25 protein-coding genes and 2 tRNA genes are annotated in these 19,192 nt (G+C 37.5%); 13 read left to right on the top strand and 14 right to left on the bottom strand.

Going from position 1 to position 19,192, the window contains the following annotated elements; genetic code table 11:
* Nucleotides 1-51 precede the first annotated feature (51 nt).
* Nucleotides 52-900: a hypothetical protein gene (locus GQR38_RS08310; protein WP_165722982.1), complete on the bottom strand. Its 849-nt coding sequence runs from the start codon at nucleotides 898-900 to the stop codon at nucleotides 52-54.
* 210 nt (nucleotides 901-1,110) lie between these two features.
* Between GQR38_RS08310 and GQR38_RS08315 the strand changes: the two genes are divergently transcribed.
* Nucleotides 1,111-1,515 carry a GFA family protein gene (locus GQR38_RS08315; RefSeq protein WP_165722981.1) on the top strand — a complete coding sequence of 135 codons (405 nt, stop codon included), beginning with the start codon at nucleotides 1,111-1,113 and terminating at the stop codon, nucleotides 1,513-1,515.
* 6 nt (nucleotides 1,516-1,521) lie between these two features.
* Here GQR38_RS08315 and GQR38_RS08320 read toward each other — a convergent pair whose 3' ends face one another.
* Nucleotides 1,522-2,319 (bottom strand): hypothetical protein, encoded by a 798-nt coding sequence (locus tag GQR38_RS08320; RefSeq protein ID WP_165722980.1) that lies wholly within the window; start codon nucleotides 2,317-2,319, stop codon nucleotides 1,522-1,524.
* Between the two features lie 194 nt (nucleotides 2,320-2,513).
* Between GQR38_RS08320 and GQR38_RS08325 the strand changes: the two genes are divergently transcribed.
* The 3 genes from GQR38_RS08325 to GQR38_RS08335 all read left to right on the top strand — a co-directional run bounded on the left by GQR38_RS08325 (nucleotide 2,514) and on the right by GQR38_RS08335 (nucleotide 4,947).
* Nucleotides 2,514-2,861 carry a hypothetical protein gene (locus GQR38_RS08325; protein ID WP_206006115.1) on the top strand — a complete coding sequence of 116 codons (348 nt, stop codon included), beginning with the start codon at nucleotides 2,514-2,516 and terminating at the stop codon, nucleotides 2,859-2,861.
* A gap of 118 nt (nucleotides 2,862-2,979) precedes the next feature.
* Nucleotides 2,980-4,383 (top strand): M28 family metallopeptidase, encoded by a 1,404-nt coding sequence (locus GQR38_RS08330; protein ID WP_165722979.1) that lies wholly within the window; start codon nucleotides 2,980-2,982, stop codon nucleotides 4,381-4,383.
* A 117-nt stretch (nucleotides 4,384-4,500) separates the two neighbouring features.
* Complete coding sequence (locus GQR38_RS08335) at nucleotides 4,501-4,947, top strand: DUF4826 family protein (RefSeq protein ID WP_007580192.1); 447 nt, start codon at nucleotides 4,501-4,503, stop codon at nucleotides 4,945-4,947.
* 62 nt (nucleotides 4,948-5,009) lie between these two features.
* Here GQR38_RS08335 and GQR38_RS08340 read toward each other — a convergent pair whose 3' ends face one another.
* From GQR38_RS08340 to mnmA, 5 genes are all read right to left on the bottom strand, one after another.
* On the bottom strand, nucleotides 5,010-5,468 hold the full coding sequence (locus GQR38_RS08340; protein ID WP_165722978.1) for a GNAT family N-acetyltransferase: 459 nt from the start codon (nucleotides 5,466-5,468) through the stop codon (nucleotides 5,010-5,012).
* Nucleotides 5,469-5,622: 154 nt separating this feature from the next.
* A complete protein-coding gene (locus GQR38_RS08345) occupies nucleotides 5,623-6,780 on the bottom strand; it encodes a cupin domain-containing protein (protein WP_165722977.1) in 1,158 nt (385 codons plus the stop codon).
* A gap of 88 nt (nucleotides 6,781-6,868) precedes the next feature.
* On the bottom strand, nucleotides 6,869-8,239 hold the full coding sequence (gene purB / locus GQR38_RS08350) for an adenylosuccinate lyase (protein WP_010552649.1): 1,371 nt from the start codon (nucleotides 8,237-8,239) through the stop codon (nucleotides 6,869-6,871).
* Between the two features lie 31 nt (nucleotides 8,240-8,270).
* Entirely contained in the window at nucleotides 8,271-8,873 is a 603-nt protein-coding gene (gene hflD / locus GQR38_RS08355; RefSeq protein ID WP_165722976.1) for a high frequency lysogenization protein HflD, read from the bottom strand.
* The gene (mnmA, locus tag GQR38_RS08360) at nucleotides 8,873-9,973 is read right to left on the bottom strand and encodes a tRNA 2-thiouridine(34) synthase MnmA (protein WP_165722975.1); all 1,101 of its coding nucleotides are present in this window, start codon (nucleotides 9,971-9,973) and stop codon (nucleotides 8,873-8,875) included. The genes hflD and mnmA overlap by 1 nt, the downstream gene beginning before the upstream one ends.
* 360 nt (nucleotides 9,974-10,333) lie before the next feature.
* Between mnmA and GQR38_RS08365 the strand changes: the two genes are divergently transcribed.
* Entirely contained in the window at nucleotides 10,334-11,605 is a 1,272-nt protein-coding gene (locus GQR38_RS08365) for a diguanylate cyclase (RefSeq protein WP_024592557.1), read from the top strand.
* A gap of 45 nt (nucleotides 11,606-11,650) precedes the next feature.
* On the opposite strand, the gene GQR38_RS08370 is transcribed toward GQR38_RS08365, so the two are convergent.
* The 7 genes from GQR38_RS08370 to GQR38_RS08400 are packed head-to-tail and all read right to left on the bottom strand — an operon-like array spanning nucleotide 11,651 to nucleotide 14,790.
* Nucleotides 11,651-12,088 carry an NUDIX hydrolase gene (locus GQR38_RS08370; RefSeq protein ID WP_024592558.1) on the bottom strand — a complete coding sequence of 146 codons (438 nt, stop codon included), beginning with the start codon at nucleotides 12,086-12,088 and terminating at the stop codon, nucleotides 11,651-11,653.
* On the bottom strand, nucleotides 12,081-12,767 hold the full coding sequence (locus GQR38_RS08375; protein ID WP_165722974.1) for a pseudouridine synthase: 687 nt from the start codon (nucleotides 12,765-12,767) through the stop codon (nucleotides 12,081-12,083). The genes GQR38_RS08370 and GQR38_RS08375 overlap by 8 nt, the downstream gene beginning before the upstream one ends.
* Entirely contained in the window at nucleotides 12,767-13,096 is a 330-nt protein-coding gene (locus GQR38_RS08380; RefSeq protein ID WP_007580207.1) for a TusE/DsrC/DsvC family sulfur relay protein, read from the bottom strand. The genes GQR38_RS08375 and GQR38_RS08380 overlap by 1 nt, the downstream gene beginning before the upstream one ends.
* 3 nt (nucleotides 13,097-13,099) lie before the next feature.
* Nucleotides 13,100-13,366, bottom strand: a complete 267-nt coding sequence (locus GQR38_RS08385; protein WP_007580209.1) for a DsrH/TusB family sulfur metabolism protein — start codon at nucleotides 13,364-13,366, stop codon at nucleotides 13,100-13,102.
* Nucleotides 13,363-13,719 (bottom strand): sulfurtransferase complex subunit TusC, encoded by a 357-nt coding sequence (tusC, locus tag GQR38_RS08390; protein ID WP_024600506.1) that lies wholly within the window; start codon nucleotides 13,717-13,719, stop codon nucleotides 13,363-13,365. Before tusC ends, GQR38_RS08385 begins: the two co-directional genes overlap by 4 nt.
* Nucleotides 13,716-14,069, bottom strand: a complete 354-nt coding sequence (gene tusD, locus GQR38_RS08395; RefSeq protein ID WP_101216245.1) for a sulfurtransferase complex subunit TusD — start codon at nucleotides 14,067-14,069, stop codon at nucleotides 13,716-13,718. The genes tusC and tusD overlap by 4 nt, the downstream gene beginning before the upstream one ends.
* Nucleotides 14,070-14,124: 55 nt before the next feature.
* Complete coding sequence (locus tag GQR38_RS08400; protein ID WP_007580214.1) at nucleotides 14,125-14,790, bottom strand: Bax inhibitor-1/YccA family protein; 666 nt, start codon at nucleotides 14,788-14,790, stop codon at nucleotides 14,125-14,127.
* A 251-nt stretch (nucleotides 14,791-15,041) separates the two neighbouring features.
* Here GQR38_RS08400 and GQR38_RS08405 point away from each other — a divergent pair.
* The 8 genes from GQR38_RS08405 (at nucleotide 15,042) to GQR38_RS08440 (ending at nucleotide 19,184) form a co-directional block, all read left to right on the top strand.
* A tRNA-Ser gene (locus GQR38_RS08405) sits at nucleotides 15,042-15,132 on the top strand.
* An 83-nt stretch (nucleotides 15,133-15,215) separates the two neighbouring features.
* Nucleotides 15,216-15,306, top strand: a tRNA-Ser gene (locus tag GQR38_RS08410).
* Nucleotides 15,307-15,689: 383 nt separating this feature from the next.
* Entirely contained in the window at nucleotides 15,690-16,574 is an 885-nt protein-coding gene (locus tag GQR38_RS08415; RefSeq protein WP_165721960.1) for a LytTR family DNA-binding domain-containing protein, read from the top strand.
* Nucleotides 16,575-16,692: 118 nt separating this feature from the next.
* The gene (locus GQR38_RS08420; protein ID WP_165721956.1) at nucleotides 16,693-17,505 is read left to right on the top strand and encodes a CPBP family intramembrane glutamic endopeptidase; all 813 of its coding nucleotides are present in this window, start codon (nucleotides 16,693-16,695) and stop codon (nucleotides 17,503-17,505) included.
* A 13-nt stretch (nucleotides 17,506-17,518) separates the two neighbouring features.
* Entirely contained in the window at nucleotides 17,519-17,764 is a 246-nt protein-coding gene (locus tag GQR38_RS08425) for a hypothetical protein (RefSeq protein ID WP_101216248.1), read from the top strand.
* Between the two features lie 174 nt (nucleotides 17,765-17,938).
* Nucleotides 17,939-18,319, top strand: coding sequence for a hypothetical protein (locus GQR38_RS08430; protein WP_007586920.1), 381 nt, complete (start codon nucleotides 17,939-17,941; stop codon nucleotides 18,317-18,319).
* A gap of 128 nt (nucleotides 18,320-18,447) precedes the next feature.
* Nucleotides 18,448-18,906 carry a GAF domain-containing protein gene (locus GQR38_RS08435; protein ID WP_007586917.1) on the top strand — a complete coding sequence of 153 codons (459 nt, stop codon included), beginning with the start codon at nucleotides 18,448-18,450 and terminating at the stop codon, nucleotides 18,904-18,906.
* Complete coding sequence (locus GQR38_RS08440) at nucleotides 18,906-19,184, top strand: hypothetical protein (protein WP_002961910.1); 279 nt, start codon at nucleotides 18,906-18,908, stop codon at nucleotides 19,182-19,184. The genes GQR38_RS08435 and GQR38_RS08440 overlap by 1 nt, the downstream gene beginning before the upstream one ends.
* Nucleotides 19,185-19,192: the final 8 nt, after the last annotated feature.

The following is a 19,192-nucleotide window of genomic DNA, read 5'->3' on the forward strand; positions in this document are numbered from 1 at the left end:
TATTAATATAAACTTATGTATAAAAGAACACCTAAAACACTTCACTTACTTTTATAGCATTGGGTTATTTAGGTTTGTACCTTTGCTCATGTATAAATCGTCATATCTGAGGCCACCATTTCCGTAAGGCTTTTTAATTGGGCCTGTATTACAGTTTGCTAAAAAATATATAAGAGGTTGTTCGCGCTTCATTCTAAATTGTGCATTTTTATACACCAGTGTTTGCTTGCTAAATTCACCACCTTTTACGTAAACATCATATTGCTGACCTTGCTCTGAGGCTGCTGTGTTATTAACAACATACCATACGTCGTACCATGTATTTGTTTGCAGTGGCTTGGCCGATTGTTTGGTAGTGTAGTTTTGAATGTTGCTATACCCGCTGTTGGTTTTAACCATTAATGCGCCATCGTTTACAAGCCCGTTTGATTCTGTTTTATCGGTTACGCGAAGTGTAGGCTCAAACGCATCGTACGCATGTTTATTAATTAGCTCTGGCGTAAGGTTGCTTAATCCAAAAGCATGGTTATTAGGAAAAACAGCCACGTTTATACGCATATAAAATGTGTAGGTTTGACCAACTTCAACCGCTTGTGGAAGCTTTGTATAAGAAAGCGCTTTGCGATTGCCGACAATACCATCGCGTGCAGGCTTTTTTAGTAAATAATGATTTGTGGATGTAGTTGCAGATACAGTTGCTTGTTCTGATTGTATAACCGTTATTTGTGGGTTTTTAACCTGTGGTTTAGTTTCATTTTGCGTATCGACACTCTGCCACTTGCTAAGTGAGTTTTCAAAATCATCAATAAGTAGCCAATCGCTCGACGTGTTTTCAGAAATGGTTGAACACGCCGCTAGCGTGCTTAACAAACATAAAAGTAACGTGTGTTTAAAATGCATAATTGGATCTCAGTAAGTTTAGGTGTTTTTGGTTAACCAATTATCGTTTTGGCTATAACTTTAAAGTAAAGGTTATGTAACCAATTTAATGTTTTTATGTCAATCATTAAAGCAATAGGTATGGTTTGATAGAGCTTGAAAATGTAATATAACCTTTGCATTCAATCAGCTCGGCAAGCTTTAGCTGAGTTTAAATTATTAGGACGTTTTATGTATACGGGTTCGTGTTTGTGTGGTGAGGTAAATGTTGAGGTGTCGGGTAGTATAACCAGCATTATCCATTGTCATTGTTCACTGTGCAGAAAAAACAGCGGGACTGCATTTGCAACCAATGGCTTTGTAAATACAGATGACTTCATAATAACTAAAGGGCAGGCTCTACTTAGCGAGTATAGTTTTAAAGTGGGGCGTACTCGTTACTTTTGTAAATTTTGTGGCTCGCCGGTTTATAGTCGCAATAATGATGACAAAAGTAGAATACGAATTCGTTTAGGAATATTTGATAGCGATATTACTGAGCAGGTTTTATCGCATAATTTTGTTACGTCTAAAGCTAACTGGGAGAAGTTAGAAACAAGCTTACCGTGCTATGAAAAACATGAACCTGGTCGGTAACGCGTTTTATTCAATGTGGTAAATGCTGTTAATACTTTTATAAAGGTCTGGCGCAAAGTTTATAAACACCGGTGAGTTTTGTATTTCATCAACGTTTATATGCATTAATGTTTGCTGGCTTAGTATGATCACTATATTTTTGTATTCGTTAAACTCTATTATCGCTAAGCACTGAAAATGTTGCCTTAAAAGTACTAAAAGCATTTGCAGCTCTTGGCCTGTTTGTGGGTTTAAATTAATGATTACTTGCGTATTTTGCTCACTGCAGCGATTTATATTTTGCCAAAAGCTATCGCTGGTTAAAAAAGGCTGGTGATATTCACCACTAAAAATATCGATAGTGATTACGTTAAAGTGATCAGTGCATTGGGTAATATATTGCTCGGCGCATTGTAAATAGGTGCTGTGCTTAATTGGTAACTTAAAGTGCTGGGCAGCAATTAAGGCAATGCTTGGGTTTATTTCTACCGTGTTAAATGTATTGATGGTGTTTATGTAAGGCGTATTACTTTGTAAGTGATACATAATTCGCTCAAACCCTGCAGTGCCCAAGCCTAAATTTAATATATTTAGTGTATCTACCGGTTTAAGTAAAAATAACATCATACACTGGTTTACAGGTACTATTACTTGCTCAGGGTGTATAAGGTTCATAACACCCTGAATTGTAATGTCTTCATTGGTTTTTTGTGCAAGCGTTAACCAACGATATTTTTTATTTTGATACACGCATACGGGGCCGTATGCACTTTGCTGCGACTCAATAAGGTTACTTTTAACTGTATCTTCTTTTAGCTGACGCATAACTTAAACTATTAATATATAAACAATGACAGTGTGCCACGAAAAACACATTTTTTAATAGATTTTTGTGTAACAAGGTTTGTAATTTAACCTCTAAATATAATATTGTATTAGCAATTAATTAGTTAGATGTTATTCAAGGATTGAAAATAAGAACATTTATTTGCGCCGTTCATTTTGTGTGTGCTCAGTGGATGAAAAAATTAGACTCAAGAAATAAAAATACTGCCATCAATGCTGCAGCATTGTTAGCCATGATATCTACTGTATATAGTTTTCTTTTAGCGATGACGTTTGACATTCGCCACTTAGATAAAATAATCAGTACTTTTAAGCAAAACCCTTTACTTATTGGCGCTTTATTTTACGCAATCGTAATTGGAATTGTGTTTTTAATTTTGGGTGATTTTAACGGTTATAGAAGTAGAGTTAGCTCTTGTATAAATAAAGGGAACTTTAAAAAATATATTTTAGGAATAAAGCTGTGGATGTTTGGGTTAATTCCTATGACCGGTATTATGTTGATTGTACGACTCAATTAACTCTCTAACTATTACTATAACTGCGCTTTAGCGTGCTCCTTTCTGCATCTACCTCAAATGTGTTGCCATAAAATCCTAGTTAAGTAATGGTTACACTATAATAATTAGGAGCTAATAGATGCTTAAAACACCTTTAAAAATCACAACAACGTTACTCAAATTTACTGCAATTGCAGGCGCTTGCACACTTGCATTATCAGCACATGGTGAAACGCAGTTACAATATACCGACCAACAAAAGTTACACGATATAGCAAGTGAAGTATCGGCTACCCGTATCGGTAGTGACATTCAAACGCTGGTGGATTTTGGTACTCGCCATACGCTTTCAGAGACTAAATCGGATACGCGAGGTATTGGTGCGGCTAGGCGTTGGATAAAAAAAGAATTTGAAAAAATATCAGCGCAGTGTGGTGGGTGCTTGGAAATAATTGAAGTAAAAGACACTATATCGGGCGAAAAACGCATTCCCAATCCTGTTGAAGTGGTTAACATAGTGGCTATTCAACGTGGGTCGAGCGAGCCGAATCGGATGGTGATGATGTCGGGTGATATAGATTCACGTGTAAGTGATGTTATGGACTTTACGAGTGATTCACCGGGTGCTAACGATAATGCATCGGGCGTGGCAGGAGTAATAGAAGCAGCTCGTGTTTTAAGTAAATACAAATTTAATGGTTCGGTAGTTTACGCGGCGCTTTCGGGCGAAGAGCAAGGTTTGTTTGGCGGTAAAATATTAACGGCTTATGCACAAAAGCATAACTGGCAAGTTCATGGCGTTTTAAACAACGATATGATTGGCAATATTACCGGTATTAATGGGGTAACTAATAACACGACTGCACGTATATTTTCAGAAGGTACCCGTGTTGTAGAAACAAAAGAGCAAGCTAATACTCGGCGCTTTACAGGTGGTGAAGTCGATTCTGCGAGTCGTAATTTAGCTCGCTACATAGATACTATTGCTGACAGATACATTCCTAATTTAGATACAATGCTTGTATATCGATTAGATAGATTTGGTCGTGGTGGGCATCATCGCCCATTTAATGATGCAGGTTTTGCAGCAGTGCGTATTATGGAAACTAACGAGCACTACGATCGTCAGCATCAAGATTTACGCACTGAAAATGGTGTTGAGTATGGCGATACCATTGAAGGTGTTGATTTTGATTATACGGCTAAGTTAACTTCACTTAATGCGGTAACGATGGCGTCTATGGCGTGGGCACCCGCACCGCCAAAAGAAGTTAAAATAAAGGGCGCTGTTACAGCTGATACGTCGTTTTCATGGCAACAAAGCAGTGATGAAAATATTGCTGGCTATAAAATTTATTGGCGTTACACGAGCGAGCCGCAATGGCAGTTTAGTAAATACGTTGGTAAGGTTTCACAGTACACACTTAAAAACGTAGTGATTGATAATTATTACTTTGGTGTAGCCTCTGTTAGTAAAGACGGTATTGAGTCTCCAGTAGTTTTTCCGGGTGATGTAGGTTCTTTTGATCACAATATAAAATAATAGTTTGGCTAAAAACACAGCAAACAGAGCGCTTTAAGGTGCAAACGACCTTTTTATACTTGCACCTTATTTACTAAGCCCTTAGAGTGTTAAAAAAGAAGTAAAAGGTTATTAAAAATGCAACAACAAGAAAAAAAGCCGTTAACAGCAAAAGAGCAAGTTATAACTGATGAGCAAAGAATGCAGTGGCAACGCGAATGTTTTCAAGCAGCGCAAAAACATTTAGCCGAAAAGGGCATTATGCCAAAATCAGTAGTTGATAAAGACAGCCGATTTTTAGCACCACTTTGTGCAATGTGGAAATTTAAAGCCCAAAACGGTAAAACATATTGGGTAGTAACAGGGCGCTTACCTACAGATCATGCTGAAGTAAGTGCAGCTACAGATGCTCGCGATGCAATGCGTTATTTTTCTTTGCAGTGGCAATTAAAAGCGGATCAAATTATGAGTACAGGCGCGCGTGATAAAACGCAGGTAGATTTTGCTAACTTACTTATAAATAGAGCACATGGCTTGTACGAAATGTATGATAATGAACCGCTGTGGGCAAATGAACCAAAGTAACTACAGTTTGGGTTAAGTAACAATGTAGAGGGTGATAGCTTATTTATTGCCCTTTTCTTTATCTAATGGACAAGTGTGAAGGGGGTTGTATTAAACGCCGAAACAGAGCATTGCATACGTTGCCTAGGAATTCCCGCCTCCATAAAAACATTTCCTTGCTGAATAAAGCCATTTCGCTTAAAACGCTCTACCTCATTTAAAATACAATTAATGCTTACTTCTTCTATACCTTGGTTGGAAGCTAATTCAACAATAAAGTTGAGAAGCGATTTATATACTTTGCGATTACGGTGCTCGGGTAATACCGCTATTCTGCCGATTAAGCCATCTGTACACAGCCGACCTGTTGCAATAGGGCAGTTTGCATCGTCTGTAACAAGTACATGTGATGCAATTTTATCTAGGCTATCAAATTCGATATGCTTGGGGATATGTAACTCGTAAACAAAAACTCGCTCTCGAATTTTTTGTAGCATATCTTTTTTTATATCCCACTCAACCTTATCAACCAGATAGCCCATTGCAAACTCCTATTGATAGCCAATTAAAATGAGTAAGCAATCACAGCAAAATTATTTAAGCCAATATCAGATGAAAATTAAAATTTTTAACTAACCTGTATACATAATATTTTACGCTGCAAAATGCTCACCATTATTAATAAAATTGGTATTATTACTCTTGGTCTATATTAAACCAAAGCCCCTCATTAACAAGTGTAGTAAAAGTTTGAGTAAAAACTAAACTTGGGTTTGTTAAATTTAATGCTGAACTTTCAAATTCAGTATTATCGGTAAGTAGTTTTACCGCCGCTAAGTCAGTTAATGGCATAGCGTAATTTTCACCGTTTACACTTAATAACACTTCGGTATCGAGCTGCTGATAAATAGCACGCGTGCCACCTAAACGCTCAAACACAGCTTCTTCATCACTTAAATCATCGCTTATTTGCTCAGGTGTAAATGGGGGTTCTACTGGTGCTAAATCCATTTCATGTTTGGGCTGACTAAGCGTTGAGCCTAACCATTGTTTAAATAAATCGTCATTTTCTAAAAGTGCCGCCATCAGTGTTTTAACTTTATCAACTTCAAGGTTTGTAAGTTCACCTTTTGATTTTCTTAGTGTGATGTTGTGATCGGTATAACGTTTTTGTCCGCTTTCGGTATCAATAATATGATCGGCAAAGCTCGACAATAAATCTTGTTGATTTGGCGCCCTAAAACCAACTGAATAATTTAGTGCGTTTTCTACAGCGTAACCTTCGTGAGGGCACCCTGGTGGAATATACAAAATATCGCCAGGTTCTAATATGCAATCTATTACGGCTTCAAAAGGTTCAACTTGTAGTAATTTTTTGTTTTGAGCAAACTGCTTAAGTGTTGGGTCGGGTAAGCCTACACGCCAATGACGTTTACCTTCGCCTTGAATAATAAACACGTCGTATTGGTCTAAATGCGGGCCAACACCACCATTAGGCGTTGAATAGCTGATCATTAAATCATCTATGCGCCAGTTGGGAATAAACCTAAATGGTTCTAGCAGTTGTGCAGCATCGCTATGCCAGTGATCAACTGCTTGCACGAGTAAAGTAGAGTGATCGTCGGTTAACTGCTCAAAGTCTTCAAATGGACCTTGGTGCGTTTGCCAGTCATTTTTATGATTGGTGATAATACGTGACTCTATGCTTTCTTCCATTGCTAGGCCGGCAAGTTCATTAGCATCAAGCGGGTCTTGAAAATTAGCAAAACCTTGTTTGATTAAAAGCGGCTTTTTTTGCCAAAAATGGCTTAAAAACTCTTGCTCAGACAAATTATTTATTTTTAATTGATACATACATTATGCCTACTAGTTAGTGCAATGGGGTTAAAACAAAAAAAGCGAAAGGATGATCCTTTCGCTTTTTAAAAGAGCAATTTAGTTTTTAAACTAAATCATCAATAAACTCAACAGCACGACCAATGTAATTAGCAGGTGTTAGTTTTTTCATTTCTACTTTAGCGTGCTCTGGAAGGTCTAAACCATCGATGAAGTCAGCCATTATTTCTTGATTTACACGTTTGCCGCGTGTTAAATCTTTAAGTTTTTCGTATGGTTTTTCAATGCCATATTTACGCATAACCGTTTGAATCGGCTCGGCTAGTAATTCCCAGTTTTGATCAAGCTCGTCAGCTAAACGTTGCTCGTTTACTTCAAGCTTACTTACACCTTTAAGTGTTGATTGGTATGCAATAATTGCATAACCCATACCTACACCTAGGTTACGTAATACAGTTGAATCAGTAAGGTCACGCTGCCAGCGAGAAACGGGTAATTTTTGTGCAAGATGAGCAAAAATAGCGTTTGCTAAACCTAAGTTACCTTCTGAGTTTTCAAAATCAATTGGGTTAACTTTATGTGGCATTGTTGATGAGCCAATTTCGCCTGCAATTGTTTTTTGCTTAAAGTGATTAAGGGCAATGTAACCCCACATGTCACGGTCAAAATCTAACAATATAGTGTTAAAACGTGCAATTGCGTCAAACAACTCTGCAATATAGTCATGCGGTTCAATTTGTGTAGTAAATGGGTTTAGTGTTAAGCCTAAACTTGATACAAATTTATCTGCATGTGTGTGCCAGTCGTAATCTGGGTATGCGCTAAGGTGTGCGTTGTAGTTACCTACAGCACCGTTAACTTTACCTAGCATCTCTACTTGTGCAATTTGCCCGCGTTGACGCTTTAAACGCATATATACGTTAGCAAACTCTTTACCCATAGTTGATGGTGTAGCAGGTTGTCCGTGCGTACGAGTCATCATTGGGATTGTTTTGTATTCAATTGCTTTAGCTTTAATTGCGCTTAAAAGTTCATCGCAATAAGGAAGTAAAACATTTTTACGCGCTTCGCTTAGCATTAAACCATGAGATAGATTGTTAATATCTTCTGAAGTACAAGCAAAGTGAATAAATTCGTTTATTGCATGAAGCTCACTGTTATCGGCTACTTTTTCTTTTAGTAGGTATTCAACCGCTTTAACATCGTGATTTGTAGTGCGTTCTATATCTTTAACGCGTTGTGCATCAGCTTCACTGAAGTTATCTACAATGGCGTTTAGAAGTGCATTAGCTTCTTCGCTAAATGCAGGTACTTCTTTAATATCGCTTGCTGCAGCTAACGCTTGCAACCAACGCACTTCAACAATTACGCGGTATTTGATTAAGCCAAATTCGCTGAAAATACTGCGTAGTTCAGTGGTTTTGCTGCCGTAGCGACCATCCACTGGAGAGATAGCCGTTAACGCTGAAAGCTCCATAATAACTCCTAAATTTTAGTTTGAACGATAGTTAAATTTTTGTTTTAGCAATAGCGAGTATTTTTCTTTTTGCAAAGAAAAAGTGACGGCGTTTACCGCCCATTTGTCGCCATAATACTGCACTTCTAATGCCGGCTAATAATAACGCACGGATTTTATTTTGAGTGGGCTGCTGTTTTAATAACTCGGGTTTGCCATAAACCTGTATTCGGTGCCCAAGGGGGCTCAGCACCGACGAGTATATATCTGCTAAACCGGCAACAACGCTCTCATCGGTAATAGCAAAGTGGTCTAAACGACGATGAATATCATCAATTCGTTTACCTAATTCGTTTAAGCTTTTGCCGTTTGCACTTAGTGCTCGCTCAAGCTGCATTAAACCACCTACGTACTTTACAATTTCAACATCTTTTTGAGCGCCTGCGGTTAGCTGCGCCATTAATGTTTTGTAACCATCACGTAAGTTGTCAGTACCTTGGTAAACATCTTCTGGCGATGCCGGAGATGTTTGAATAATACTTGAAAGTAAGATTTCTAAATCATGTTCGTTATTGTTGCCGTACTGGGCAATTTTTTGAACTTGTTTAGCAGCCTGGCACATGGCGGCAAGCGCCATGACTTGGTGCTCATTCATTACTTAATCACCGAATCAATAATACCGCCACCTAAACAGATATCTTCTGCGTAAAATACGGCAGATTGACCAGGCGTCACTGCTTTTTGTGGCTCGTCGAACAATACGCGGGCCATGCCGTCTTCACCTACAAGTAAAGTACAGCTTAAGTCTTCTTGGCGGTAACGCGTTTTTACTGTGCAGCGGGTGGTGCCTTTAGGGCCAATACGGTCTACCCAATGAAGTTGGTTTGCGTTAAGACCGTTGCTGTATAGGCGAGGGTGATCTTTACCTTGGCCCACAATAAGTACATTTCGCTCAAGGTCTTTATCTACTACGTACCAAGGCTCACCAGAACCTTCTTTCATACCACCAATTAACAAGCCTTTGCGTTGTCCAAGTGTGTGGTACATTAAGCCTTCGTGCTCACCTACGTTATTACCGTCAGTGTCTTCGATAACGCCAGGTTGTGCTGGTAAGAACTTTTGTAAAAAGTCTTTAAATTTACGCTCACCAATAAAGCATATACCTGTACTGTCTTTTTTATCGTGAGTGATTAGGTCTTGTTCTTCTGCTATGCGGCGTACTTCTGGTTTTTCGATATCGCCTACAGGGAATAACGTTTGGCCAATATGTTCATGGCTTAGAGTATATAAGAAGTAGCTTTGATCTTTATTGTTATCAAGTCCGCGACACATTACGTATTTGTCATCGCGAAGCTCACGGCGAACATAGTGACCCGTTGCAATAAAGTCAGCACCGAGTGCTTGAGCAGCAAATTCTAAAAAGGCTTTAAATTTAATTTCTTTGTTACACATTATATCTGGGTTAGGTGTACGACCTGCTTTGTACTCAGCTAAAAAGTACTCAAATACGTTGTCCCAGTATTCTGCTGCAAAGTTTACTGTGTGAAGTTCAATGCCTAACTTATCACACACTGATTGTGCATCTTTTAAGTCATCAGCGGCAGCACAGTATTCATCATTGTCGTCTTCTTCCCAGTTCTTCATAAACAGGCCTTCTACTTGGTAGCCCTGTTGTTGTAATAAATATGCAGATACAGAAGAATCAACACCGCCGGACATGCCAACAATGACTTTAATGTGACTATTTTCGCTCATGAATAATTTCGCTTATACAGATTGCTGTTAACTTGGAAAGGCCGCGATTATAGCATGTATTTTGTTTGTGCTTAAAGAGACTAAGGGCGCAAAGAGGGGAATTAGTCAGTATTTTATTTATATAACAAATAGCAAACTAGACTTAAGCGCGTTATCAGGCTGTAACTTTAGTAATATTAAAGTGATCTTTACTAATAAATTAAGACTATAGAATAATTCATGTAGTTATTGAGTTTTATTAATAGTATTTTCTTTTAAAACTACTAGAGTAAATATACACTTAATAAAATAAAAATAGTGGTGAGTATATGAATGTAAACCACTTTAAGTCGCTTGATATATAGTCAATGGAATGAATATATGAATTACGCCTATCAAATAAACAAGATAAATTCTTTAGTTGAACACTACACAAACGAATCTGACTTTGTGGATAGTGAATTACTCTCCAGTAAAACGACAGAGTTTAAAAAGTCAGCCTATCACCTTTTTTATGAGTTAATAAAACTCAAAAACCCCCACATTTTCCAAGAACCAAACCATGTACATGAGTTATTTAGTTTAATTAAGGGCTCAACTGCTAAAAAGAACATTGAGCTAAAGGTGCTTGAGCATGTAGAGCACTGGTGGCTTGAATGGTATTTTGCTTTAGAAATGGACGAAAAGCTTAGTATTGAAAAAAGTGATATGCCAATGAGTTACCTACCTCAAAGTACGCTCAACCCTATGCGCAAACATGAGATAAGTCATTACGCTAGATTATTTACCGTTTTGCCAATGCCGGTATGTAATGTGTGTGCCAAAACGGGTGATATTTTAAAAGTTAATCAACGCTTTGTAGATGTTTTTGGTTATACAGTAGAGGATGTACCTAATCTTAAATCGTGGTGGGAAAAAGCGTATCCAGATCCGCAATATAGAGCACTTGTAAAAGATCTGTGGCAAGACTCACTTGAAAAGGCGCTGAATAATAATAACGATATACCCGCAAATAACTATCGAGTTTCATGTCGTGATGGTTCACAAGTGATGATGGAAATTTCAGGAATTGATATAGGCGAAGAGTTTTTAGCTGTTTTTAATGATGCTACAGAGCGTTTAGAAGCAGAGGATATACTTAGGGATATGGCCTTTTTGGATGCATTAACCAAGATTGCAAATAGGCGTCGGTTTGATGAAAAACTAACGCATGAGTACGAACGAGCAAAAGAATGCGAAGGCATGCTATCGATGATTATTATCGATATTGACCATTTTAAACAATTTAATGACCGGTATGGGCATGTAGCGGGCGATACGTGTTTATATGATGTGGCTCAAACAATTGCTTCAACGGTTAGTCGCCCAGAAGATTTTGTTGCTCGCTATGGGGGAGAGGAATTTGTTGTTTTATTACCTCAAACCGATAGGCAAGGGGCGTTGTTTATAGCTGAGCAAATACAAAAAGCTGTAGAAAATTTAGCTATTGCACACCAGGATAGCTTTACCGGATTTTTATCTATAAGTATGGGTATTAATACCATCAGTGACTATACAAATAGTGATGAAATTAGCTTTGTTAAAGCCGCTGATAACGCCCTGTATTATGCTAAAAAACAAGGGCGTAACTGCATAGCGCTAAGCTCCGAGTAAATAAAATAGAGTTAATTATTTTATTTAAGCTACTCCCCAATATAGCTAATTATAAATAGTTTCTAGGCTTAATACTGGTCGATTCAGGCTGTCGTTAATACACTTCAATACTAAAGGGCTTCTAAGCGGTAGTGATTTTATTTGCTCTAATGTGTACCAGTTAGCGCTGATAATGTCGGTATCTATTGGTGTTGGCGCTTTTATATTATCAGGCGCTTCAAATAAAAAGCAGAATCGTAAATAGTGCACTCCATTTTCGGCATGCAAATTATACACACCTAAAAAGCCGACTGGCTCAAGCGCTAAGCCTGTTTCTTCAAGTAGTTCTCTGCTTGCAGCTTGTGCAAGAGTTTCGTTTTGCTCTAAATGACCCGCAGGTTGATTGTAACAAACCTGCTGTGTAAATTTATCGCGCTCTTTTACAAGTAAAAACTCATTTTGCTTTTTTACTATTGCCGCAACTGTTACATGCGGTTTATGCATCAACTACGCCCTTAATTACTTTGTATTCACCACAATTAATATCATCCAAGGTATAGTTGCCAATGCTATAACGAATGAGGCGAAGTGTAGGGTGTCCAATATGCGCGGTCATTCGGCGAACTTGTCTGTTTTTACCCTCGTTAATGGTAATACTTAACCAAGTAGTCGGGATTGCTTTTCGCTCTCGTACAGGCGGATTACGCGTCCAAATTGTAGGTTCATCAATTATTTTAACGTTAGCGGGGAGTGTAAGCCCGTCTTTAAGTTCTACGCCATTACATAAATCATTAATTGATTTACTTGTTGGTTCACCTTCAACTTGTGCCCAGTAGGTTTTATTCGTTTTTTTATCAGGTGCAGTTAACGTGTTTTGTAATTTTCCACAGTTTGTTAAAAGCAATAAACCTTCACTGTCTCTGTCGAGCCGTCCTGCTGCGTAAACTTCTTTAATAGGGATAAATTCAGCAAGTGTTTTTCTATCGTTGTCATCCGTAAATTGGCATAGCACATCAAATGGTTTATTGAATAACACAATTTTTCTGTCTTTAGATGCTATTTGCGGCTTTATCTCTCTTTTACCTGAAGGCGTTTTGTTAAGTGCACTGCGTGAATAAGTACGCCCTGTACTTCTTTTTGGCTTGGATTCAGTTACTTGATTATTGCCTGATTTAGATCTCATTATATGCACCTAGCTGGTTTTGGTAATCCGGCGATTTTTGTTGCTTGCTTAGCAGGACCTTTAGGGAATAATTTATATAAATAAAGGCTGTTTCCTTTATCTTCACCGAGTGCTTTAGCCATTGCTTTTACAAGCATCCGAATTGCTGGGCTGGTGTTATATTCAATATAAAAATCACGAACAAAGTTAATGACTTCCCAGTGTTGAACGCTAAGGGTAATGTTTTCTTGGATAGCAATTACAGGTGCAAGCTCCTTTGACCACAAAGTATGGTCAAGCAAGTAGCCTTGTTTGTCGGTTTCAATCTGTTGGTTGTTAAATTCAAGCATGAGTTACCACGTAATTGATTGATTAGTTGATAAAGTGAGTGCTACAAAGTCTTCATAGCTAATGGCTTTATCGTTATCTGTTAATTTTATTGCACGTACTTGCGCGTCTTGTTCAAGTATTAACAGTGTATCTGCAAATTGCCTAAATTGTTTTTTTGCAAAGCAGGCATCACCAACAAGTAGCACGTTATCGTCTGATAAAATTAAGTTCTCTAGCTGATTAGCCGAATAATAGTTAAGCGGCTTAGAAAAAATATGTAATGTACTCATAAATTCACCACATGTTGCTGCGCTTTGATTAATGTTTGTTGTTGGCTAAAGTTGAGTGCTTTTGCCTCTATGAGTAAATCATGTTTATTTAAACCATAATCAAGCAATGACTTTTCACACACGTAGATGTTTTCAACATCATAGATTTCGAGTGTTTTAATGTTTTTAAAAAAATCTTTTAAGCCAATATCGTTTGGTTGTTGATGTTTTTTTAAAGCCAAAACGGCGGGGCCGCTAAACAACCAACTCACATTTTGGTCAACGGCAGCAAATATCAATGTCATATCAAGTGCATCACGAATATTTAAATCGTCAAATGGACTGCACTGACTCATTACTAATACGTTTATCATTTAAATTGCACCCATTTATCAGCGTCGCTTGCAAGCATTGCAAATTCAGCTAGCCCTGCGACTGCAAATACACCTGTGTTTTTAATATCTAACCCGCGTTTTTCAGCGGCGGTAACACACAGCATTAAATTTAGTTTTTGATCGGCGAGTTCCTGCCAAAGTGCTGAAATTTGAAGTTCGTCTGAGGATAAATCAAAGTGGGTAGATGCATGATAAATACCTTGCTGGTATAAAAAAACAGCATCAATGGTGTGCCCTTGGGCTAAACATGCATTCGCAAACTTAACTAACCTTTGCGTTGTATCGTGATCGGATGGTGGTGTATGTAATGAAAGAACAAAACGTGACAAAACAATTCCAATAAAAAAGCCCCAATTAAGGGGCTATTTTAACAGAACTATTTAATTAGTCATCACTTGCGCCAAGTAGAGCAAGTAAAGACGTAAATAAGTTATATACGCTTAGGTATAAAGACACTGTTGCGCGAATGTAGTTGGTTTCGCCGCCATTAATGATTCGGCTTGTATCGAATAAAATCAAACCAGACATGATCAATACAACTGCCGCATTAAGCACCATAAACATAAGTGAACTGCCAACAAAAATATTAACGATGCTAGCTACAATCACAACGATTAAGCCAACCGTTAAAAAGCCACCCATAAATGAGAAGTCTTTTTTAGTGTTCAGTGCATAAGCAGATAAACCAAAAAAGATAAGCGCCGTAGAACCTAACGCTTGCATAATAAGCATTGGGCCATTAGGCATTGCAGCATAATGGTTAAGCAATGGACCTAAGCCTGCCCCCATTAAACCTGTGAAAGCAAACACCCAAAATACACCAGATGCTGTATCTGCTTTTTTATTTACAACAAATAATAAACCGAACGAAACAAGTGTAAACACAATTCCCATAAAGTAAGGTAATTGTAGTGCCATTGAAATACCGGCTGTAACAGCACTGAATGCAAGTGTCATAGCTAGTAAAAAGTAGGTGTTTTTAAGTACCTTGTTTGTTTCAATGGTAGACATTACCGGTTTCGCGGTATTGTACGATTGATTAAACGCCATTGTAGAGCTCCTTTAAGTGAAACGTGTGTGTTTCGATAATTTAACTAAAATTAGATTACCAACTCTTATATGTTTGGGCAAACCTTTGTAGATCAATAGAGTTAAATATTTAAATAAAAGAGTATTGACGGCTAAATTAAAAACACTTTGTTCTAACTTTAGACAAATTAATTGTTTTTTAAGCACTTAAACAATTAATTAAAAAAAAAGCTTCACAAAAGGGATGGGTTTCCCTATTATGCAGGCCGTGCGGAGAGATGGCAGAGTGGTCGAATGCACCGGTCTTGAAAACCGGCATGGGTTTATAGCCCATCTAGGGTTCAAATCCCTATCTCTCCACCACTTATTTAATAAGTGTGTGGTAATTAAAGTATCATTCACTTAAATAGTTATTAGTACACTCTTACTTTTAACTTAGCAGTATCGGAGAGATGGCAGAGTGGTCGAATGCACCGGTCTTGAAAACCGGCATGGGTTTATAGCCCATCTAGGGTTCAAATCCCTATCTCTCCACCATATAACAAAATAGCCCGCTAATTTAGCGGGCTTTTTTGTGTTTGGAACAAAATCAGTGCACTTATACCAATCCGCAATAATACTTAATCATTTTGCGGGGCTAAACGTGTCGCTCCCTGCGTTAAAAAATTCTCATTTAGAACAACTAAATAGCGAATTTTTTGCCTAGCTATCAACACGTTTTTCCGCCTTAAAAATAGACCACTTAATTAAGCGAATTGGTATTACATGTTTTATCTCTCATTAGTAAAATCTTAAAAGCAGATAGAATTGCTCACACACCACCTTCTGCTGTTAAATAACGTTGATGTTCTCTTCCTTTTTTTGTTTTTAATAAAACTACCATCACAAAAAATTTTAAATGAGTTGGAATGCACATATTAATGTGTGCTATTTTTAAATATTGGTGGATTAAAGGTATGCAAAATAGGATGTTGTGGCTCAAAGATGATCTAGATTCGAGAAAGTTAGTTGTATATCGTGCCGTCATGTTTTCGTTTATAGCGCTTTTTGTACTTTTTGTATTTCAACCTTTTGGCACTTCAAGCGATACCGAGTCTTACAAGTTTCTGCGGCTTTTTGGCTATGGGTTAGTAACCTTTTGTGCTTTGCTATTGTCAGGATTCATAGAAATAGTGTTACTTAAGTTTAAGCTAAGTAAATTAAGCCGTTTAATTATTATTCCTGTCACATATATTTTAATTACTGCGTTATTCAATCATGGGTATTTTGTGGTTGCTGTACTTGGGTCTTGGCATTGGCAGAATCAATTACTTTTTGTAGGGTATATTTTTTGTATTGGTGTATTTCCTCTTATTTTTTTACTTGTGGTAAATAGGCATGTAATAGATTTAACTAAGCCAAGTACAGTTAGCGTCGTTCAAGAGCAGTTGAGAGAAGTTGAATTAAAGACAATTACTCTTAAAGGCGATAATAAAAACGACGAAATTAACACGGCTCATCACCATATTTTATTTATTAAATCTTCAGACAACTATTGTGAAATAACAATACTGGAAGGAGCTTCAACTTCACGTAAACTATTACGTGTATCTCTTAGCGGTTTATTAAAGCAGCTTCCAGAAAATACAATTATATTACGATGCCACCGTTCTTATGCGGTCAACCTGCAAAACATTCAGCACTACAGTGGTAATGCTGGAGGGTTGCAATTATCGCTGCATACAATTGATATTAAAATACCGGTGTCTCGTTCTTATGTAAAAGTAATAAAAGATGCTTTGTCATTAATCCCAAAAACATGTTAATCCCCCCTAAAACATGGGCTTTATACCTCGTCTTGTAATTGAGACCTAATAAGTCGCTTTGTATTTTTACTATTGCGAAGATTAAGTTGAAATTTACAACTTAACGAGGAAAGTAGATATGAAATACGCTATCAAGGCACTTGTAATAATTTCTATATTTGTATTTTGCCACTATGTAATGAGGCAGTTTTGGGGAGAAGGTTGGTCTAGCTGGTTGTCTGAACTTGATAATCTAACTGGCATTTTATTTACCCCCGCTAAATATACTTTTTTATATGGACCGTTAGTTATTGCGGCTATTATTTTGTTTAAACAAAGTGAGCCTTTTGAATCTATAGGGCTTAATTCTTCTGGTTTTATTAACTATGCACTCGCAGCAATTATTTGTTGTGCTCCTATGGCAATAGGTTATGGATTTTTGAGTGATGAACTTAACCTATCAATACCAGCAATAATCACCGGCTCAGTTTATGCGGGTTTTTTTGAAGAGCTAATTTTTAGGGCTGCATTGTTTGGTGTTTTATTTAAATATTGTAGATGGGGCTTTGTGCCTGCGGCATTGATTAGTTCAGTAATATTTGGCCTGGGCCATATTTATCAAGGTAATGATACGATTTCTGCATTGATGGCGGTTGCGATCACTACTGTAGCAGGTACATGGTTTGCGTGGCTATATTGTGAATGTGGTTATCGTATTTGGTTTCCTATGTGGATGCATATTTTTATGAATGCAGCTTACGGAATATTTGGTATGTCGGGCGGCGCAGCAGGTGATCTACAAGGTAACTTATTTAAAGCAACAGCCATTGTGTTAAGTATTGTGTATGTTGAGATGCTAATTCGACGAGGAAAGCAGCGCGAAGTTACATTATCAAAATTATTTCAATGCACTAAAAGTGGCCTTTATACGCAACAAGCTTACTTAAATTGATTGGGAAACGACCATGCTAGAACTATTTATTGTAATAATTATATTTAGCTCACCCTTTTTGATTCTTACTATTACTAAACGTTATTTCACCTATAAAACTACAATAATGGCAGCGCAAGTAAAATTTAATGGACTGAATAATAATAAGATAACAAAATTAGAGGAACAAAGAGCGATGTTGAACAAAAGATTGGCAGTGCTAGAGGAAATAGTAACATCTCGCCACTTTGAGTTATCAAATAAAATAGCTCAGTTATAAGCACTTTGATAAGTATGACCCAAACGTATGAGCCTATTAATTTATTAATAGGCTCATACTGCAATAAGGTTTATTTTTAATCATAAATTACGACCATAGTCTCTATTTCTAAGCTTTAGATCTTGGTGCATGCTTAATACATTAAAATTTATACTCTGTATTAAGGATTATTAGATGAAACATCAACTCGCAAAAAGCGTCGCGCTTTCATTATTGTCCCCGGTAATTATTGGCAGCTTGTTAGGATTGTATTATGCACTAACGCTACAGGGTGATTTCTTATCCGTATTTTTTCAACTGTTGATGACTGCTATCTCAAATGCACATATTGTAGGCTTAACGATGGCGGCCTTTGTTGTGCCAGGGTATTTACTAATGTTTAAGTATTCTAAAGTTAATTATTCAGGTGTATTAACGCTTGGTTTGTTAGGTGGCGCTATATTTAGTTACTTATTAAGTGCCTCAACTGGCGAGATATTTTTGATTAATAGTGTTATGTCAGCATTTGCAGCCGGACTGTTTTTATTTGGTCTTCGCAAATCGGTAAAAAAATAATCGCAGCATTATTAACCAAGCACGCTGATAAACGGTGCGATTTCCTTTTTTTTACCTCCAAAAGGTTCCAATTTTTCACGACAAAGAGTACCTTTAGCTACTGTATGTTTAATAAGAAGTAGTTTGGTATGCAAAAGCACGATTTTTACCAGTCATTAGTTAAGCAAACTGAATCGCTGATAGCTGGTGAATCTAATGTAATTGCCAATTTGGCAAACATAAGCGCGCTGTTATTTACCTCTTTAGAAGATGTAAATTGGGCGGGCTTTTACTTTATGGATTCTCCTACTGAATTAGTACTTGGTCCGTTTCAAGGTAATCCTGCATGCATCCGTATTCCCGTTGGGAAAGGGGTATGTGGAACAGCTGCGGCAACCGCTGAAACACAATTAATTGAAGATGTTCACGCTTTTGACGGGCATATAGCCTGCGATGCAGCGTCTAACTCTGAAGTAGTTGTACCTATCATGAAACATGGTAAAGTATTCGCAGTACTAGACATTGATAGTCCAAGTATTGGCCGATTTGATGCTGATGATAAAGCTGGCCTTGAAGCATTAGTGAAATGCTTAGAGGCGAGCCTGTAATGAAAGATTTGCTAAATGTTCAAGACTACCTATTTGCTGTGCAAGATGTTGGCGACTGGGAAGGCGAAGAAGAGCATGTAGCGGAAACGCTCAATGATTTAATTCATATTGCATGGGATCGTCTTCCAGATGATTCAGAATGTGAATTTATTGATGAAACAATTAATGGTATTTGGGAACACCTTCGGGGTGATATGGCTGTAATAGAAGCCGATTTCGAAGAGTTGGTCGACTGGGTAACACACTACGTCGATTCGTCCCTTGATGAAAAGATGTGAAAAATAGG

Origin of the sequence: Pseudoalteromonas sp. c7(2019), assembly GCF_011378625.1 — a bacterium.
Taxonomy (GTDB): Bacteria; Pseudomonadota; Gammaproteobacteria; order Enterobacterales; family Alteromonadaceae; genus Pseudoalteromonas; species Pseudoalteromonas arctica.